We start from the raw sequence: 17,702 nt of genomic DNA, 5'->3' as shown, positions 1-17,702 counted from the left end.
AAACTCATCCGTCGCGGAACGCCAGCGCCCGCTTCACCGCCGTCCGTACGGCGCTGTCGGCGGCCGTCAGCGGCAGCCGCTCGGTGCGGTACGAACTCGACAGGTGCGGCGTCGCGCCGAAGCCGGTCTTGAACGCGGCCAGGGACGACCCGGGCCGGCTGTCGCCGAGGTGGTAGCGGATCGCGCCGGTCGCGCAGGCGTCCGCGATCACCTCACGGTGCAGCAGATCATTGGCCCGCGTCGGGTTCGCGATCCGGTGGTCCATGGCGCCGCGCCAGTACCGGACGTGGTCGCCGTTGCGCAGGACAACGAGTCCCGCGGCCGGCTCGTCGCCGTACCAGGCGATCCAGATCGCGCACCGCTCACCGAGCTGGCGGGCCACCGCCGCGAACTTACGCCTGGGGTTCGCGCGGGCGGCCCGCCACCGGGCGAGCGCGAGCGGCTCGTGCTGCTGCTCCGCCCAGCGCGCCACGGACAGCCGGTAGAGCCGGTCGAACACGTCCACGAGCCGGCCGCTCCGATCCACCTCGATCCGGAGCCCCGAGCGCTCGGCCTTGCGGACGGCTCTTCTGACCCGGCTGTGGAAGTTGCCCCACAGAACGTCGTACCCGCCGCGGAGGTCGAGGCAGTAGCTGGTGTGCTCGGTGACGCTGAAGGATCCGGGCGTACGACGCCACCCGCTGCTCGCGAACGGACCCGGCCGGACCGTGAGCCGGAGCGCCCGGCGCGCGAGGAGGTCGTCGTACACGAGCCGCACGTGCGTGTCGTCGACCGGTCCGTCGCACACCGGCCCGCCGATACCCCAATCGAACGGCCACGACTCCTCGACCGCCATCACGCCGGCGAGCCGCCCCGCTAACGGGAGCACGACCCGGCGGCCGTCGTCGAACGTGTACAGCCGGCTGACGTCCCGGTACGGTCCGACCTCCCGAATGGCGGCCAGCCACTCGGGCGTCTGCCCCGGCCCGGCCTCGCGATCGTTGCAGAGCACCTCGCGCCAGGCCTCCACCGGTGCCGGACTCACCACGTCCATCAGCCTCACCATCGCGAACTCCGCAGCGCGAGACGGATCGTGCGGGCCGGCAGACCACGAAGCCCGTTCTCACGCAGACCGAGAACGGCCAGAAGAACCTTCGACCGGTCCGGCAACTCAGGCGCCCGGCAACGCGGACACCGACCGGGCTGGTGGCCGAGCAGATCGCCACAGGCCTCCGCGAGACCCGCCTGATACCCACCCCGCGTGACCACAACCCCGGCCGCCCGAACCGCACCCGCAGCATTCCGCGGCGCCCGCCCAAGCCCAGCCAGATCGAACAGCGGCAGATCCTCAACGCTGTCGCCAACAGCCATCGCCACCACCCCACCAAGCACTGTGCTGTTGGCGTTCCCACGCGGCTCGGCCCACCCGTCGAGCGGCGTGCCCTTGGTGATTCCGCGTGGTACGAGGTCTACCTGCTCGTCGCCGCGGATGATCCGCACCTGGGCGAGCAGCTTCGGGCCGATCTTTTGTTCCAGCTCCGCGTCCAGCCGCGGGAGACGGACGACGTACCGGAAGCGTTCGTCCAGCGGTACGTCGTGCAGCCGTTCGCGGAGCTGCTCGATCGTGGTCCGGGCGCGGGCGTCGCGGTGGTCGGTGACCTGCCCGGACGCGCTGTCGTAGCTGACGGCGCCGTACTCCGCGACGACTCCCCGGAGGCCGAACGTCCTGCCCCGGGCGATTGCCTCGGGCAAGCTTCTGCCGGTGGCGAGGATCGGCGCGTACCCGTGTGCGGCCAGTGCGCGCAGGGCGAGGACGCCGGCCGGGGTGGCGCACGGATACCCGAGCGGATCGCTCTCCAGCGTGCCGTCGAGGTCGATCGCGCACAGGTCGCCGCCGCCGTCGAGCTTGGTCGCGTCGAGGACCGCGGCCAGGTATTCGGTGACGGCGATCGCCGACAGCTCGTCGGTCCGCGAACGCGGCAGGTCGCCGGCCCGGCGCAGCCGCCAGAGGTGCGCGAGCCGGTAGATCAGCCAGCGCTCGAGGTCGACGGATCGCCCGGTGTGCCAGCGGTACTGCTCCCGCAACTGCGCCTCGAACCCAGGCTCCGGCGGATCGGCGGCGGCGCCCGCGAGGTCGAAGGTCTCGTCGTAGCAGCCGAGCTCGAGATTCCCGAACGACCGCTCGTCGAACCCGGTCTTCCGCCCGAATACCCAATGCCGTACGTCGGTCTGCCCGTCGACGATCGTCGGCGCGCTGGTCCGGATCAGCCCGCGCACGATCCGGTCGGTGAACACCACCTGCCCAACCGGCGCAAGCCGCCCGAACACCCCGCTGAGCAGCCCACCCCCGACCTCCCACACCGGCGACCGCCCGCGGAGCAGCGCGGTTGGGTCGCGGGGCACCCGCAGGGCGTCGGCACGCTCGACGACGTACCGCACGATGTCCTCGGGCCGAGGGGCCACCTGTTGACCGTCGGGGATCCACTCGCGGTAGAGCAGACCGTCGGCGACTCCGTAGACCCTGGGGCAGTGGGCGGGTAGCCGATCGGCGACGAGGGCTGCATGATCGCCGAAGTAGCCGAGCCCAACCCCTTCGACGACGATCTCGCTGCTGCTGGTGGTCGTTCGGATTTCGTAGCGGGCGCGGATGCGGCCGCGGTGGGTGGGTTGGGTTGGGTTGGGGAGGGGGTGGGCTTGGACGGGGTGGCCGAGGAGCGTGCTCAGTTGGGCGGAGACGGCGGCTTCGGTCAGGCGGGTGTGGACCGTCCAGTCGGTCCACGGGAGGTAGATGCCGGGCCATGGGCGGAGGGCTGGTGGTGGTTCGTCGCCGGCTAAGGCGAGGAGCATGGTGATCTGATTGTTGGTTGCGGCGATGGTCTTGGCGGCGGTGGCGAGTGCGGTGCCGGAGACCGGTGGGTCGTCGATGAGGACGATGCGGTCGGCGGACTGCAGGGTGCGGCGTTCGTCGGGGCGGAGGCCGCGGCCGGGGCGGTAGGTGAGCAGCTCGGCGTTGACCGAGTGGGTGCGGAGGGTGGCGACGCAGAGTGGTGCCAGGTAGCTGCCGGAGGTGCGGATGCCGACCACACACACCGAGTCAGCGGTTCCGTACTGCGCCATGAAGCGGTTCGCCAGCAGTACGACGTCGTCCGGGTGCTGGTCGAAGCTGCGGAAGCAGGATGGGACCCGCGCTACGTCGTTCAGCCGGAGTACCGGAAGGTCCACTGGTGTGAGTTCGCTCTGGGTGAGGTACGCGGTGGCGTAGCTGATTGTTGCTGCGGACAACTGGTGGCTCGCGGCGACGAGCTGTGGGTCCGTCCGTGGCTGGAGGACCCGCGCGACAGCCTCGGCGAGATGGCCGGCGGGTGAGGTGTGGAGATAGGCGGCGGCTCGGCGGAGTAGTAGGGGGTCTGGGTGTAGGTGGTCTTCGAGTAGTTGGTGTAGGCCGGCCGTGTAGAGGTAGGCGTTCAGGTGGTCGCCCTCGGCGACCGCCGTGCGGAGGTGGTCGGCGAGTTCGTCGGCGGTCAGTAGCAGGTCCAGCGGTTGGGTCATCGCGACCAGCTCTTCGCTCGGCGGTACTGGCGCCACAGCCAGGTGATGTGCCGATCGTGCGGCCGTGCCACCGGGCCGCGCCCGGCGAGCCACCCGGACAGTTCGTCGTCGGTCGTGTCGCTCATCACCGTCAAGCGCGCGATCGCGTACGGCGGATCGTCGTACGGGCTGAGCGCGTTCTTCACCGAGCACGCCGACCGGTACCCGGCGGCCGCGACGGTTCGCCGTACGACGGGGCTGGAGTATCCATGCGGATACGCGAAGCTGTCGACGGGTTGCCCGAGGTGCTGTTCCAGGTCGGCCCGGCAGCGGGTGACTTCGTGCCACAGCGGTGCTGCTTCGAGGGTGTCGAGCTCGGGATGCGTGACCGAGTGCGCCCCGATCTCGTGCCCGAGCGCCGCGAGTTGCTGTACCTCGGTCCAGCCGAGCATCCGGTCGCTGCCCGGGCTCCGGCCGCCTACGAACCCGGATGTCACGTACACGGTCGCGGGCATGCTGTACCGGGCGAGCACCGGCGCCGCCGCGTCGAGCGTGTCGGCGAACCCGTCGTCGAACGTGATCACCACCGGCCGCTCCAGCGCTTGCCGCCGGTCGACGGCGGACCGCAGTTGTGACACGGTGAGCGGTTGCAGCCCCGCCTGCGAGATCAGCCGGATGTGCCGCTCGAAGGTCTCCGGCGTGACGGTGAAAGGCGCGATCCACTCCGACGGCGCGTGGCTGACCGAGTGGTACAGCAGGATCGGGATGTTCATCGCCGCCGCCGGGGCAGCAGCAGGACGGAGAAGGCTGCGACCACGCACAGCACCGCCGTCGCGGTCCAGCTCTGCGCGATCGCGAACGCCTCGGACACCACGGCCGTGACGGCGAGGCTGGTCGTGATGACGAGCAGCCAGCGCATCGGCGGGTCGACGTCGAGCCGGCGGACGATCGCGAGCCCGGGGCCGAGGGCGACGAACGCGAACACCACGACCGCCCTCATCGGGCGCTCCGCAGATAGATCGTGGTGTCCGCATTCCGGTACGCCACCCGGTAGCCCGGGGTGTGCGCGAGCACGGCATCGATTCGCGGCACGGTCGTCGCCGGCAGTACGCCGGTGTACCGGACCGCGGTCTGCTCCGATGCCGTGAGCACGACGTACACCGGTGTGCCGGACGGCGTCCCCGCGACCTCGTTGATGGCGCTCACCGGGGAGGAGGCGGCAAGCGGCTTCCGGGCCGCGGGGAGATTCTCGAGGAACTCGTAGTCGTAGTACTCGTAGTGCGTGAACGCCCACGGGAAGTTTGCGGTCGCCCCGACGATGGTCGAACCGCGCGGGGCGTGCGCGTACAGCCAGTTCGACGCGGTGACCTCGGCCGGGGTGAACCGGTTCGCGCGCTCCTTGCCGTAGTACGCGAGGCAGAACGCGGACGCGGTCGCCAGCACGCAGACGATTGCTACCGGCAACGACCAGCGTGCCGGGCGGGGCGCGTAGACCAGCCCGGCGGCGAGCAGCGCGAGGAACGGCAGCGCGAACAGGTAGACCCGGAAGAGCATCTCGCCGCCGTAGCTGTTCATCACCAGCAGCGGCAACGGGCTGAACGCGAGGACCGAGGTGGTCAGGATCGGTGCCCGCGCGTGCCGCAGCCGGAACGCTCCGAGGACGGCGAGCAGCCCGATCCCCGCGGTGAGCCCGCGATCGGCGTACAGGACGAGCTGCTGGTCGGGGCCCGCCTGGCTGAGGTCGACGAAGGTGGTCTGCGTGTTCGACGCCGGGCGGCCGATCGATTCGACGATCCAGTACAGGTTCTGGCCGAGGAACGCGCCCGCCATCGAGGAGATCCACACCACGGTGATCGCCGCGAGCGCGATCGGCAACACGAACGGGCGGATCTTGCGGATCAGCACGAGCATCGACAGCGCGGACAACAGCATGAACGGCGTGAGCTGATGGCTGCTGGCGATCGCGACCATCAGCAGCAGGACGATGCCGAGGAACCCGAGGCGCTGCCGTTTCGCGGTCGGGCCGAGATGCCGCAGGCAGATCGCCAGCACGGTCAGATACAGGATGTACGCGAACGCCTGCGGCGAGAAGTACTCCTGGCCGATCCAGTTGCACAGCACGAACAGCAACATCGCGAACCAGACGCGGCGCCGGTCCTTCGCAAGGTGGTCGAAGATCAGCCACAACGGCAGCAGCACCAGCGCGGTGTTCACGACCGGCGCCCAGCCCGCGTAGCTCAGGGTCGGGATGCCGGACGCCTTTGTGAGTACGGCGCTCAGCGCGAAGAACCCAGGCCACGCGTGGTACGCGTTGAGCGCCGGGATGCTCGGGTCCACCGCGCCGTGCCGGAGGATGTAGTCGACGATGCCGACGTGCTTCCACGCCCACGAATACCTGAGCGTCCCGTACAGCAGCTGTGGTGTGCCGTGGATGACGAGGATGAGCCCGAGCAGGTAGCCGGCGGGTGACCGCCGTCGATGGATCAGGACGACTGTCGTGACCAGGATCGTCACGAATGCGATCCAGTACCCGATCGACAGCACGCTGACCAGGCCGAGATCCGTCATCGCGTTGACGTTGACGGAGCCGAGGGACAGCGCCCAGACGAGCAGCGCGGCGACGAGCGGCACGTGTGCGATCAGGGTCCGGCGACGGGCGAGCACCTGTCCGGCGACGTACCCGATGGCTGTCGTGGCCAGTCCCGCGACGAGCGGCAGCGCTCTGCGGCGGACGAGCAGACCGCGCGGCAATACCCGGCGTACGTAGTCCCGCTCGGACGACAGCGCCGCCGTCCGGCCGGTCAGGCGGGAGACGACCGCCTTCGAGAGGCCCTCGGAGTAGCAGCGGGACCGGAAGTACGACCAGGTCGCGCGCTCGGCCGGGACGTGGTGCCGGACCTTGGCCTGGGGATGGTGCAGCAGCACACCGTGGGGAAAGGCTGCCGCGGCGCGGATGCAGAGCTCCGTCTCCTCGCAGCCGACCGGTCGCCGGCCGACCCGGCCAAGGTCCGGGCGAAACCCGCCGACCTGTGTGAACACGGATCGGCGGAAGGACATGTTGGCGCCCACGAAGTTGCGGACGGCCTCGGTGGCGCGGGGGAGTCCGGAGTGGCTGCACCCGACCACCCAGTCGAACTCGGGTGGGAACCAGGCCGGCCGGCTGCTCTCCCAGTCGGGTTCGACGTGCCCGCCCACGCCGAGGACGTCGGGATCGGCGTACTCGTCGGTGAGCCGTTCGAGCCAGTCGGGCGCCGCGAACGCGTCGTCGTCGAGGAACGCGACGATGTCCGACGTACTGACCGCGACACCGCTGTTGCGGGCTCCGGACAGGCCTCGCGGTCCGTCGCTCTCGACCACCCGGACGCCGTCCAGCGTGAACGCCTGCGCGGCGAGGTCGGGCGAGTGGTCGACGACCAGGATGATCTCGGCGGCCGGCTGGGTCTGCGCCTGGACGGAGGCGATCGCCTCGACGATCTGCTGCCACCGGTCGAGCGTGTAGCAGCAGATCACGACCGAGACCGTCGGGATCGGAGGTGCGCTGATGACGGCGGTCATCGGGCCACCTCGCGCAGCACGGGGACGACGTTGCGCCGCAGCCAGATCGGGTTGGCGGCGTACCGCTCGGACTTCGTCAGGTTGCCGGCGACGTGCCGGAGCCAGGTGAGCAGGAGCAGCGCGCGCTCGAGTCGTACGTCGGTGGCCCCGAGGAGTCGGCGTTCGGGTTCGGAGCAGCCGTGCCGCAGCCGGTCGACGACGCGGCGGCCGAGCTGGTGGCGGTCGCCGGCGGTGGTGAGCGCCCAGAACATGGTGTCGAGGGCAACTGGATACGCGACGGACGCCTGCTCCCAGTCGACGATGCCGCTGACCCGGCCGACGTCGTACAGGACGTTGCCGGGATGAAAGTCGCCGTGCGTCCAGCCGACCGGGAGAACCTGCCCGTCGAGGGCCGCGCGCAGGCCGATCGTCAGATTGTCCACAATCCTACGGTGGGTCGTCGTGGTGAGGACGCCGCGCAGGACGGCCGCCGGTTCGTCGACGATCGCGTCCAGGTCAGCGGCTCGGAGTACGACGTTCCGGCTGGTCAGGTCGTGGAGCGCGCGGATCGCGTCGACGGCGGCGGCGTACTCCGCGGACGAGACCCGCCGGCCCGGTCGGCCGGCGATCCTGCTGGTGGCGAGTCGTCCGCCTTCTGCTTCGAGGACGACCGGGAGCAGCCGTCGCCAGTAGCCGAGCCGGTCGTCGGCATGCAGCCGTACGAGGGCGCCGTACTCGCGGTCGAGCGCCTGCCGGCCGGAACGCGTCGCGGCCGTGTGCAGCACCCGGTCGTCGAGCAGTACGACGCTCGTGTCCGAACGGGAGCCCCGCCGGACGATCCGCAGGTCCCGCAGCAGGACGACGCCCGCGAGCAGCGTCTCCGCGACGAACCAGCCGAGCCCGGCGCCCGCGATGCCGATCCGCGGGACCATGACGACGGTCAGGCCGACGACGATCAGCCCGGTGGCGATCAGGTACCAGGCGACCTCTCCGGTACGCCGTTCCGCGCGGGCACGGCTGATCGCGAGCGAAACCACGGCGTTCGGCAGGACCGAGAGGATCAGCAGCCGCAGGGTCGTCGTCCCTTCGGACGCATACCAGCCGCCGAAGAAGTGCAGCAGCATCGGCGCGCCGATCACCACCACGAGCACGGCCGGGGCGAGCACGGTGAGCGTGTGCCGGCGAAGCTGCCGGTAATGCGGGGGCAGTCGATCCGGATCACGGGCACCCGCGGCGACCAGCGACTGACCGAAGGCTGCCGGGACCTGGAACGCCGCGAGGCAGATCGACCACGGCAATGCGAACGCGGCTGCCTCGGCCGAACCGGCGAGCCCGAGGACCAGGACGGGAACGAGCGTCGTACTCGCGATCCAGCACAGCGATCCCAGGTAGTCCGGCCCGACGAACCGCACCAGCTCCGGCAGCGTGACCGACTCGGACCGCGGCCCCGAGAATCGCGGCACCGCCCGCGTCGCGAGATAGACGCTGGTACCGACGACCGCGACCAGCAGACCGACGACCCAGGAGATCCAGATCCCGTTGCGCGCGGCAACTGTCGCGAGCGCGACGACCAGCCCGAGCTTGAGCACCGCGAAGACCAGGTTCTCCACCGGCACGCCGGCCGGCCGGCCGAGCGCGACCAGCACGTTGTCCTGCATGACGAAGATCGCCGCACAACCGGTCGCGACCGTGAAAAGCACCGCGTCCGGCCACGCGCGGACGAGTCCTGCGAGTTCCGGCGTCCACAGCGGTACGCCGAGCACGAAGACGGCGCCCGCGATCAGGCTGAGCCCGCCGCCGACGGCGTACGACCTGACGACCATCGCCTTCGCGCCGGAGCCGGATGTCGGCAGGAAGCGGAGCAGCGCGCTCATCAGGTTGAGCTGCGCGCAGCCGGCCAGGAACATCATCGCGGAGATCGCCGCGGAGTTCCGGCCGACGACGTCCGGCGGGTAGAGGCGGGCGGCCGCGAGCCAGTACGCGATCCCGACGACGCCGGTCAGGACTGAGCTCGCGACCAGCAAGTGGCCGCTGCGGAACAGCGGTTGCCGCCAGCGTTCGGTGCGCTCGGCAACGAAGCGGCGTACCCCGATCAAGCGTTCTTCGACGTCGACCGTCATGGCCGGATCACCTCGCGGTACCGCCACCGGCTCCACGCGTACGCGGCCGGGCCGACGCAGACGCCGAGCCGCTCGCGCCAGATCAGCTCGGCCGGGAAGTCCTGCCCGCGGCTCGCGTTCCGTGCCGAGCCCGGCGCGAGCAGGTGCCGCAGCGCGGGAACGGCCCGGCGGCCCATCGCGAAAGCATCCAGCGGATGCCGGCGTACCGCGGCGGTCAAGTAGGCGCCGAGGCCGACGCCGTACCCATAGGCCTGCCGCCGGAGGCTTTCGTAGTCGCGCCGGTGATGGTGCCGTACGATCGCGCCGGGCTCGTACACAAGCGTCTGTCCGTCGAGCACCACCCGCAGGAACGCGTCGAGATCGTCACCGCCCTTGGCCGGCGTGCCCGCACCGGTCGCCGGGTCGAACCCGCCGCGCGCCCGAAGCCACTCCGACCGGAACGCCATGTTCGCGCCCGACCCGAACCGGCCCGCGGTGAACGGGAACAGCCGATCCGCGGTCGGACGATCGAGGCGGTACTCCGTCCGCCGGTACCCGCGGGCGAATCCGCCGGCGTCCTCGATCCACCGCTGCGCGTAGGTTTCCAGCTCCGCCGGGAGGATCAGACCGGTGACACAGGCAACGGCCGGATCCCCGAACGGCGCGCTGATCGCGGTCAGCCAGCGCCGGTCGATCTCCACGTCGTCGTCGGTGAACGCCGCCACCTCGCCGGTCAGCCGCGGGATCCCGACGTCGTGTGCGTACCCGAGGCCCGGGCGGTCCGCCCGGACATAGCTCAGCCGAAAGGGCCAGGGGTGCTCCCGGACCAGCGCGTGGGTGCGGGGCGTCGTCGGCGCACTGTCGACCACGACGACGTCGAAGAAGGGATGGTCGGACTCCGCCAGTGTCCCGAGGCAGCGTTCCAGGCTGTCGGGCCGCTCCCGGGTCGCGATCACGACCGTCGCGGACCGCGGCGCCGGCGTGTCAGGTAGTACGTCCGGGCCGAGGTCGCCGAGTTGCTCGAGGACAGCACGCCGCAGGATGTCCGCGGTCGGCGGCCGGTCGAGCGGGACCGTGATCTCGCCGAGCGGCTGCTGGTGGCGCCGGACCAGCAGGCGGGCAGCGCCGTAGCGGGCGCTGTCCCCGAGCGGCGGATCCGGCCAGGGCCGGTCCAGGTGCAGATCGCCGACGAGTATCCGCTGGTTCGCGGGGATCACCGCGCGACCAGTCGGGTACGGCGGGCCGCACCGGCCAGTCGCCCGGGGTGGTCGGTGAGGATCGCGGAGAGCACCCGGCGGCCGTCGCGGATCGCGCGCAGGTTCGAGCGGCCGCTGCGCCGCGGCAGTTCGAGGCTCGGTACCTCGGCGATCCGGAGTCCGGCCTGGACCGCGTGCACGGTCATCTGGGCCTCGATCTCGAAGCCGGACGCGTTCAGGTTCAGGTGCTCGAGGAACCGCCGGTCGAACGCGCAGAATCCGTAGCAGAGGTCGGTCAGGTTGGTGTCGTAGAGCGAGTTGACCGCGATCAGCAGCGCGCGGTTGCCCCAGCGCCGGAACCGGGTGATGTCCAGCGACCCGCCGCCGCCCATGAACCGCGAGCCCTTGACGAAGTCGTAGCCGTTGGCAAGGAAGTGCAGGTAGTGCGGGATCTCGTCCGGCGACATGCTGCCGTCGGCATCCATCATCACGACGACATCGCCCGTACAGGCTTCGAACCCGGTCCGCAGCGCGGTGCCCTTGCCGGGTCCGGACTGGTTGACCAGCCGGATGTCCGGCCGGCAGCTGAGGGCCATCGCGGTGGTGGCGTCCACCGAATCGCCGTCGACGATCAGTACTTCGTCAACGCACGAAGGGATCTGGGACAGTACCCAGGCGAGGTTGCGGGCCTCGTTCTTCACCGGGATCACCAGGCTCACCGTCGTACGTCTCGGTGCGCGCCGGGTCACGGACGGTCGTCGGGCGTGGTCGTTCAGCGGCGTGGCAGAGTCCGTCGCGGTCATTGGTTTCCCCCCACAGGAATGCGGCTATATCCAGCAAGTGCACGGCGGACGCGGTGTTGATGCATCGAGTTTTCAGGGGTTCCCCGGACGCGTTTTCGTCGTATGGTGGGCCCGGGGGAGGTATCGAATGAGGATCGGCAGGACGGTCCTGGGTGGGCTCGTCGCGTTGGCGATGCTGGCGACCGGACCGAAGCTGTTGGCGTCGGCAACGGTCACTGCGAGTGTGATCACGTCGCGTGGACCGGCACGCACCGCTGCGTATCCGCCGAACGGGACGACCAAGCTCACGTTGCCGGTGCCGACCGGCACCAAGCCGGGCGACCTGTTGATCGCGTCGCTCGGCTTCGGCCGCACCGGGGCGACCACACAGCCGGTGCTCAGCCCGCCGGTCGGCTGGACCCTCGTGGTACGGACCAACAGCAGGGTCGTCGATGCGCTCGCGGTCTACCGGCACGTGTTCGTCGCGGGCGAGAAGAGCTACACCTGGATGAGCACCGTCGCGGTCGGCGGCGTCGCGAGTATCGCCGCGTTCGCGGGCGCCGATCCGCGCCGGCCGGTGGAGATTGCGGCCGGTGTCGCGGTCACGGGCCCGACGCAGAGGATCGCCACCACCCGGGTCACGACCACGACGAAGAACACCGAGCTGGTCGCGGCGTACTACGCCTACAACGCAGCGAACCGCAAGGCGACCTGGACCGCACCGACCGGGATGGCGAAGCTGGCGGACGCCGCGTACGCGGCCCGGTCCGCCACGCTGGCAGCCGGCGCGCAAACCGCGGCCGGCTCGTCCGGCGCGAAGACCGCGACCGCGTCGGTGGCGGAGAGCCGGGCGCTCGCCGTACTGGTCGCCCTGCGGTCGCCGGTGCCACCGCCGGCCGGGCCGGTGCGGCTGATCGTCGACACCGACATCTTCAGCGATGCCGACGATGCGGGTGCGGTCGCGACGGCCCTGGCGTTGCAGCGGGCCGGTGAGGCACAGGTGCTGGCGGTGATGGTGAACACCCGGACCAGCCGCCCGGCGGTGGCCGTCGACTCCTGGAGGTGCGCGGCGGCGCTCACCCGGTACTACGGTTCCTCGTCGACGGTGATCGGATCCGCGCAGCCCGCCAACGGTACGGACGTGAACAACCCTGACTGGGCCGGACCTTGCGCGGCGACGACCGGCACCGTCCCGGCACCCGCCGACGCAGTCACGGCGTACCGGCAGGTCCTTGCCGCGCAGCCGGACGGCAGTGTGGTGATCGCGTCCACAGGCTACTTGGGCAACTTGGCGCGGCTGCTCGCGTCCCCACCGGACGCGTACAGCCCGTTGAACGGCACGGAACTGGTGGCGCAGAAGGTGAGCCGCCTGGTCTCGATGGCCGGCGGCTACCCGAGCCGGAACGGCGAGAACAACATCGTCGGCGACGTGGCCTCGGCACAGACGGTCGCGAAGAAGTGGCCGACGGAACTCGAGTGGGACGGGTACGAGGTCGGCGACGCGGTGCACACCGGCAGCACGGTGTCGACGACGCAGCCGGCGACGTCACCGCTGCGGGTCGCGTACGAGGCCTTCGTCAAGCCGGGCAACTGGATCTACTCGTACGACCTGGTCGCGGTCTACCGGGCCGTCCGGCCGGCCGACCAGTCGATGAGCCGGTCGGGGCCTGGGCAGAACGTGATCTCGAACAGCGGTGCGAACTCGTTCACGCCGAGCCTGCTCGGCAAGCAGTATTACCTGAAACTCGTGGACGCGACCGCGCTGGACTCCGCGATCGACGCCTTGCTGGACTCGGTGCCACCGAGCAAGGGTCCGTCGGACGACTTCAGCTCCGGCGCCGTCGGCCCCGGTTGGGTGGTCGGTCAGAACGGGTCCACGGTCGGCGTGGTCAACGGTCAGCTCGCGATCACCCATCCGGCCGGCGCCTGGACGACGGGTTCGGTGCAGACGGCAACGACGTACGACCAGACGGGCCGGTCGGTACAGGTCCAGCTGGTCCGGCCCGCGAACGGCGGCGCGGGCGGGACGGCGTACGGCGAGACGTCGGTGATCATCCGGCAGGACGCGACGCACTACGCGGAGCTGTTCGTCGCGGGCGGGAGCCTGACGGCATGGTACAACAGCGGGTCCGGCGAGGTGAACCTGACGCCGTCGTGGCCGAGGTACTCGGCGACAAGCCAGCAGTGGTTGCGCTTCCGTGAGGCGGAGGGGAAGCTCTACTGGGAGTACTCCGCCAGCGTGTCGGGCCCGTGGACGACGCTCGCGAGTATCCAGAACCCGTTCCTGATGACGGGCGTGCGCTTTCAGATGATTGCGGGTAGCAACAACACGGTCGACGACCCGGCGTACTTCGACAACGTGTCGACGTACTGACGGATCAGGTAGTGACGGTGAGCTTGCCGCGCGGCGAGATCTCAGAGGGTGCTTTCGTGTTGCTGGTCGAGCAGTTGACGGGCGATGGAGCCGGGGCCTTCGAGCTGGAGGGTCTGCGGGTCGTCGGGTAAGCGGAAGCCGAGGGTGGTGACGGTGTCGAGGCAGCGGGCGGTGCCGAGAACCGCCCAGGAGTTGCGGAACTGGAGGTCTTCGGCGAGGAGCGGTCGGTCGTCGAGCCAGGCGCGGGTGGTGGTGTGGAGGCGCCCGGGCGGCTCGTTCTGGCGTCCGAGCACGATCGATTCGCGGAGGTGCACCGTACAGCCGGTGGTCAGGTGCGCGGTCGTCGTCCGCGTGACGTCGGCGTCGGCGGAGACGACGAACGGTTCGGCGTACCACTGGAGGCTTGCGCCGTCGGTCAGCGTGATGCCGACGTCCCAGCGGGCGGAGCCGCCACGCATGCCGTAGGCAACTGTCCCGGCGGTCTCGACGATCTCCAGACGGACGGCGCCGGCGACTGCGATCTCGATCCGTACTTCGTCACCGGCGAGCAAGAGGGCGCCTGCGGCAACGAGTGCGACGCGTACGACGCCGGGGCGGCCGGGCAGCTGAAGTGGGGACAGGTGGCCCGTGGTCAGGAGGCACCGGTCGCGGATCGGGTCGGCGACGACCTCAATGCGTGTGGACAACGACCTCGCCGTTCTCGCCGGTGTGGGCGTGCGGCGCCATCGGGCCGGGGTCGACGGGCGTGTGATCACCTGTGTGTACGGCGTTCCGCATCGCGCGGACCCAGTCCGTGAGGCGGGCGACCGAGGCGGGATCGGTGCGGGACAGGGCGATCACGGGCTTGCCGTCGCGGGCCGTTTCGGCGTCGCGGACCATCTGCTCGACGTCCACCTCGACGTACGGGGCGAGGTCGGTCTTGTTGACGATCAGCAGGTCGGCGCGGGCGATTCCCGGTCCGCCCTTGCGGGCGACGTCGCCGCCGCCGGCCACGTCGAGGACGAAGATCTGCGCGTCGACGAGCGCGGGGGAGAACGTCGCGGTCAGGTTGTCGCCGCCGGACTCGACCAGGACGATGTCGAGCGGGGCGAAGTCGCGTTCGAGGTCCTCGACCGCGATCAGGTTCGGGGTGACGTCGTCGCGGATCGCGGTGTGCGGGCAGGCGCCGGTCTCGACCGCGCGGATCCTCTCGGGGTCGAGGACGCCGGCGGACTTGAGCAGGCGCGCGTCCTCGTCGGTGTAGATGTCGTTGGTGATCACGCCGAGCCGGAGTTCGGCGGACAGCTCACGGCAGACGGTCGCGATCAGGGAGCTCTTGCCGGTGCCGACGGGTCCGGCGACGCCGAGTCGGAAGGAGCGGGTCTCAGGCATGGAACAGCCTCATTCTTTCGGTCGCGTGCTGGTGGGCGAAGAGGTCGATCAGCGGTGCGCCGTCGGCCGGGATCGTGTCCGGATCGGTGAGCGGCGCGACGTCCTTGACGAGCCGCTCGATGTCGTCGTGCAGCCCGACAAGCCAGGCGGCCGCGTCGGCCGGATCGACCGGAAGGAGCTTGAGCGAGGCGGAGACGACGGTCTGCACATCCTCGTATGCAACCACCCGCGCCAGCTGCTCCGCCGACAACCCGTTGACCGCCGCAACGACCCCGAGCACGATCGGCCGCGGCACCTCCCGATCTGCCGGCAAATACGTAAGCACCTCAGGCCAAACCCGCCCAGCCAGCCGCAGCAGCAACCGCCCCTGCCGCCGCGAAACCCCGCGCACCACCTGGCTCCCCACCCGAGCCGCCCACGCCCGCTCCACCTCCGCGTACGCTCCGCCGAGTCGTGGAGATCGGTCGTCCGAACCCAGCGATTCCTCACGACTCGGCGAACGTGGGCCGGACCAGTTCACACGACTCGGTGGAGGCGAGCCGGCGGCGGCGTGCCGGGTGACGACGGCAACCGCCGCCTCCACGCGGGTGACGGTGCGCAGGCGATCCCGGGCGTACGCAGGAACGTCCTCCAGGTGGTTGCCGCCGGCACCGAGGCCCGCGCGCACGGCGGGTTCCAGGCCGGCGGACTGAGTGTGACCGCCGGTCGGCAGGCGGCCGTCGGCCAGCATCATCGCGACCAGTTCGGGGGTGCTCATCAGAACATCGAATACAGCTGGGCGAGCGGCAGCACGGCGGCCGGCGCCGGTTCGATCTGCTCGCCGTCGACCTCGATCGCGAACGTCTCCGGATCGATCACGATCGACGGCAGCGCGTCGTTGTTCTTCAGGTCCGCCTTCGTCACCGCCCGCGTCGGCCGTACGCCGAGAAGCTCCCGCCGCAACCCGAGCCGTCCCGCGAGCCCGTCCGCCAGCGCGGCCGGCGACACGAACGTGTACGACAGCTCCGCCCCGATCCCGTTCCCGAACGTCGGCCGCATCAGCACCGGCTGCGGCGTCGGGATCGACGCGTTCGGGTCGCCCAGCCCGGCCCACACGATCGCGCCGCCCTTGATCACCAGGTTCGGCCGGACCCCGAAGTACCCCGGGTCCCACAGCGTCAGGTCCGCCAGCTTCCCGACCTCCACGGATCCGACGACGTGGTCGATGCCGTGCGCGATCGCCGGGTTGATCGTGTACTTCGCGACGTACCGCCGGACCCGCTCGTTGTCCGCGACCGTGCCGAGCGGCCCGCGCCGGTGCTTCATCACGTGCGCGACCTGCCAGGTCCGGGTGATCACCTCGCCGATCCGGCCCATCGCCTGCGCGTCCGAGGAGGTGATCGAGAGCGCGCCGAGGTCGTGCAGCACGTCCTCGGCAGCGATCGTGGTGGCGCGGATCCGGGACTCGGCGAACGCGAGGTCCTCCGGCACGTCCGGGCTGAGATGGTGGCAGACCATCAACATGTCGAGGTGTTCGGCGACCGTGTTGACCGTGTGCGGCAGCGTCGGGTTCGTCGAGCCCGGGATGACATGCGGGTACGACGCGATCGACAGGATGTCCGGCGCGTGCCCACCGCCCGCGCCCTCGACGTGGAACGCGTGGATGCCGCGCCCGGCGATCGCGTTCAGCGTGGACTCGACGTACCCGGCCTCGTTCAGGCTGTCCGCGTGCAGGGCGACCTGGAGACCCCACTCGTCCGCCGCGCGCAGAGCCGAGTCGATGGCCGCGGGCGTCGACCCCCAGTCCTCGTGCACCTTGTACCCGGCCGCGCCCGCGAGCGCCTGCTCGGCGAGCGCCTCGGCGCTGACCGTGTTGCCCTTGCCGAGCAGCAGGACATTCAGCGGTACGGCGTCCAGCGCGCGATGCATCTTCTCGAGATGCCAGGCGCCCGGGGTGACGGTGGTGGCCTTCGACCCCTCGCTCGGACCGGTACCGCCGCCGACGATCGTGGTGATGCCGGTGGCGAGCGCCTCGTGCAGCTGGGACGGGGAGAGCAGGTGGACGTGCGAGTCGATCGCGCCCGCGGTCAGGATCCGTCCCTCGCCGGCGATCACGTCGGTCGACGGCCCGATCCGGAGGTCCGGGTCGACGCCGTCGGCGATGTCGGGGTTGCCGGCCCGGCCGAGCGCGACGATCCGCCCGTCGCGGATCCCGACGTCGGCCCGGACGATGCCCCACCAGTCGACGACGAGCACGTTGGTGATGACGGTGTCGGGCGCTCCGTCCGCGCGGGTCGCCGTACCCTGCGCCATCGACTCGCGGATCGACTTCCCGCCGCCGAACACGACCTCCTCGCCGCCGGCGGTCAGGTCCTGCTCGACCTCGACCCACAGGTCGGTGTCCCCGAGCCGCACCTGGTCGCCGACGGTCGGGCCGTACAAGGCGGCGTACGCGGCCCGGGAGATCTCAGCCACGGCTCACCGGCCCGAGCTCGGCGTCCGCCGCCGCCTTCGCCTGGATCCCCGGCACCCGCCGGTTCCCGCGCAGCGCGACCAGCGCGACCTCCCGCGACGCGCCGGGCTCGAACCGCTGCGACGTACCCGACGGTATGTCCAGCCGGAACCCGCGCGCCGCCTCCCGGTCGAACTCCAGCGCGCTGTTCGCATCCGGCAGATGCAGGTGCGAGCCGATCTGGATGGGCCGGTCGCCCGCGTTCACGACCACCAGCCGCAGCCGCTCGCCGTCCGTCCGATCGGCGTTCAGCACGATCGTGCCTGGCCTGACCCGAACTGCCCCAGGCGGGGCGGCTGACGCCTCCGCCCCCTGCTCTTCCTTGCTAAGTGTACTTTCGTCGGCCAT

At 70.7% G+C, this 17,702-nt stretch carries 14 protein-coding genes; 1 reads left to right on the top strand and 13 read right to left on the bottom strand.

The window, feature by feature from the left end:
- Positions 1-4 precede the first annotated feature (4 nt).
- From ACXJJ3_RS02480 to ACXJJ3_RS02445, 8 genes are read right to left on the bottom strand one after another with little or no spacing between them, the layout of a single operon-like run.
- Entirely contained in the window at positions 5-1,045 is a 1,041-nt protein-coding gene (locus tag ACXJJ3_RS02480; protein ID WP_458168217.1) for a GNAT family N-acetyltransferase, read from the bottom strand.
- Complete coding sequence (locus ACXJJ3_RS02475) at positions 1,039-3,528, bottom strand: HAD family hydrolase (RefSeq protein ID WP_458168215.1); 2,490 nt, start codon at positions 3,526-3,528, stop codon at positions 1,039-1,041. The genes ACXJJ3_RS02480 and ACXJJ3_RS02475 overlap by 7 nt, the downstream gene beginning before the upstream one ends.
- Positions 3,525-4,280, bottom strand: coding sequence for a polysaccharide deacetylase family protein (locus ACXJJ3_RS02470; RefSeq protein WP_458168214.1), 756 nt, complete (start codon positions 4,278-4,280; stop codon positions 3,525-3,527). The genes ACXJJ3_RS02475 and ACXJJ3_RS02470 overlap by 4 nt, the downstream gene beginning before the upstream one ends.
- The gene (locus ACXJJ3_RS02465) at positions 4,277-4,507 is read right to left on the bottom strand and encodes a hypothetical protein (RefSeq protein ID WP_458168213.1); all 231 of its coding nucleotides are present in this window, start codon (positions 4,505-4,507) and stop codon (positions 4,277-4,279) included. Before ACXJJ3_RS02465 ends, ACXJJ3_RS02470 begins: the two co-directional genes overlap by 4 nt.
- A complete protein-coding gene (locus tag ACXJJ3_RS02460) occupies positions 4,504-7,062 on the bottom strand; it encodes a glycosyltransferase (RefSeq protein ID WP_458168212.1) in 2,559 nt (852 codons plus the stop codon). Before ACXJJ3_RS02460 ends, ACXJJ3_RS02465 begins: the two co-directional genes overlap by 4 nt.
- Positions 7,059-9,161, bottom strand: coding sequence for a phosphotransferase (locus ACXJJ3_RS02455; protein ID WP_458168211.1), 2,103 nt, complete (start codon positions 9,159-9,161; stop codon positions 7,059-7,061). The genes ACXJJ3_RS02460 and ACXJJ3_RS02455 overlap by 4 nt, the downstream gene beginning before the upstream one ends.
- Entirely contained in the window at positions 9,158-10,357 is a 1,200-nt protein-coding gene (locus ACXJJ3_RS02450; RefSeq protein WP_458168210.1) for a glycosyltransferase family 2 protein, read from the bottom strand. Before ACXJJ3_RS02450 ends, ACXJJ3_RS02455 begins: the two co-directional genes overlap by 4 nt.
- Positions 10,354-11,139, bottom strand: a complete 786-nt coding sequence (locus ACXJJ3_RS02445; protein ID WP_458168209.1) for a glycosyltransferase family 2 protein — start codon at positions 11,137-11,139, stop codon at positions 10,354-10,356. Before ACXJJ3_RS02445 ends, ACXJJ3_RS02450 begins: the two co-directional genes overlap by 4 nt.
- Positions 11,140-11,266: 127 nt before the next feature.
- Between ACXJJ3_RS02445 and ACXJJ3_RS02440 the strand changes: the two genes are divergently transcribed.
- On the top strand, positions 11,267-13,492 hold the full coding sequence (locus ACXJJ3_RS02440) for a nucleoside hydrolase (RefSeq protein WP_458168208.1): 2,226 nt from the start codon (positions 11,267-11,269) through the stop codon (positions 13,490-13,492).
- A 41-nt stretch (positions 13,493-13,533) separates the two neighbouring features.
- Here ACXJJ3_RS02440 and ACXJJ3_RS02435 read toward each other — a convergent pair whose 3' ends face one another.
- Genes ACXJJ3_RS02435 through ureB form a run of 5 tightly spaced genes read right to left on the bottom strand, consistent with a single transcriptional unit; the run spans position 13,534 to position 17,702 of the window.
- Positions 13,534-14,178, bottom strand: coding sequence for an urease accessory protein UreD (locus tag ACXJJ3_RS02435; RefSeq protein WP_458168207.1), 645 nt, complete (start codon positions 14,176-14,178; stop codon positions 13,534-13,536).
- A complete protein-coding gene (ureG, locus tag ACXJJ3_RS02430) occupies positions 14,162-14,863 on the bottom strand; it encodes an urease accessory protein UreG (protein ID WP_458168206.1) in 702 nt (233 codons plus the stop codon). The genes ACXJJ3_RS02435 and ureG overlap by 17 nt, the downstream gene beginning before the upstream one ends.
- A complete protein-coding gene (locus tag ACXJJ3_RS02425) occupies positions 14,856-15,620 on the bottom strand; it encodes an urease accessory protein UreF (RefSeq protein ID WP_458168205.1) in 765 nt (254 codons plus the stop codon). Before ACXJJ3_RS02425 ends, ureG begins: the two co-directional genes overlap by 8 nt.
- A complete protein-coding gene (locus ACXJJ3_RS02420; protein WP_458168204.1) occupies positions 15,620-17,317 on the bottom strand; it encodes an urease subunit alpha in 1,698 nt (565 codons plus the stop codon). The genes ACXJJ3_RS02425 and ACXJJ3_RS02420 overlap by 1 nt, the downstream gene beginning before the upstream one ends.
- Positions 17,310-17,702 carry an urease subunit beta gene (ureB, locus tag ACXJJ3_RS02415; protein WP_458168203.1) on the bottom strand — a complete coding sequence of 131 codons (393 nt, stop codon included), beginning with the start codon at positions 17,700-17,702 and terminating at the stop codon, positions 17,310-17,312. Before ureB ends, ACXJJ3_RS02420 begins: the two co-directional genes overlap by 8 nt.

It is taken from the genome of Kribbella sp. WER1 (assembly GCF_054189145.1).
The sequence above is the reverse complement of the archived record's forward strand: the minus strand, read 5'-3'. Positions and strand labels throughout refer to the sequence as shown.

Excerpts from the sequence above, each read along its gene's own strand:
- ACXJJ3_RS02425 (WP_458168205.1), bottom strand. The coding sequence starts at position 15,620 with ATGAGCACCCCCGAACTGGTCGCGATGATGCTGGCCGACGGCCGCCTG.
- ACXJJ3_RS02480 (WP_458168217.1), bottom strand. The coding sequence starts at position 1,045 with ATGGTGAGGCTGATGGACGTGGTGAGTCCGGCACCGGTGGAGGCCTGG.
- ureB (WP_458168203.1), bottom strand. The coding sequence starts at position 17,702 with ATGGCCGACGAAAGTACACTTAGCAAGGAAGAGCAGGGGGCGGAGGCG.
- ureG (WP_458168206.1), bottom strand. The coding sequence starts at position 14,863 with ATGCCTGAGACCCGCTCCTTCCGACTCGGCGTCGCCGGACCCGTCGGC.
- ACXJJ3_RS02440 (WP_458168208.1), top strand. The coding sequence starts at position 11,267 with ATGAGGATCGGCAGGACGGTCCTGGGTGGGCTCGTCGCGTTGGCGATG.
- ACXJJ3_RS02460 (WP_458168212.1), bottom strand. The coding sequence starts at position 7,062 with ATGACCGCCGTCATCAGCGCACCTCCGATCCCGACGGTCTCGGTCGTG.
- ACXJJ3_RS02455 (WP_458168211.1), bottom strand. The coding sequence starts at position 9,161 with ATGACGGTCGACGTCGAAGAACGCTTGATCGGGGTACGCCGCTTCGTT.
- ACXJJ3_RS02475 (WP_458168215.1), bottom strand. The coding sequence starts at position 3,528 with ATGACCCAACCGCTGGACCTGCTACTGACCGCCGACGAACTCGCCGAC.
- ACXJJ3_RS02465 (WP_458168213.1), bottom strand. The coding sequence starts at position 4,507 with ATGAGGGCGGTCGTGGTGTTCGCGTTCGTCGCCCTCGGCCCCGGGCTC.
- ACXJJ3_RS02470 (WP_458168214.1), bottom strand. The coding sequence starts at position 4,280 with ATGAACATCCCGATCCTGCTGTACCACTCGGTCAGCCACGCGCCGTCG.
- ACXJJ3_RS02445 (WP_458168209.1), bottom strand. The coding sequence starts at position 11,139 with ATGACCGCGACGGACTCTGCCACGCCGCTGAACGACCACGCCCGACGA.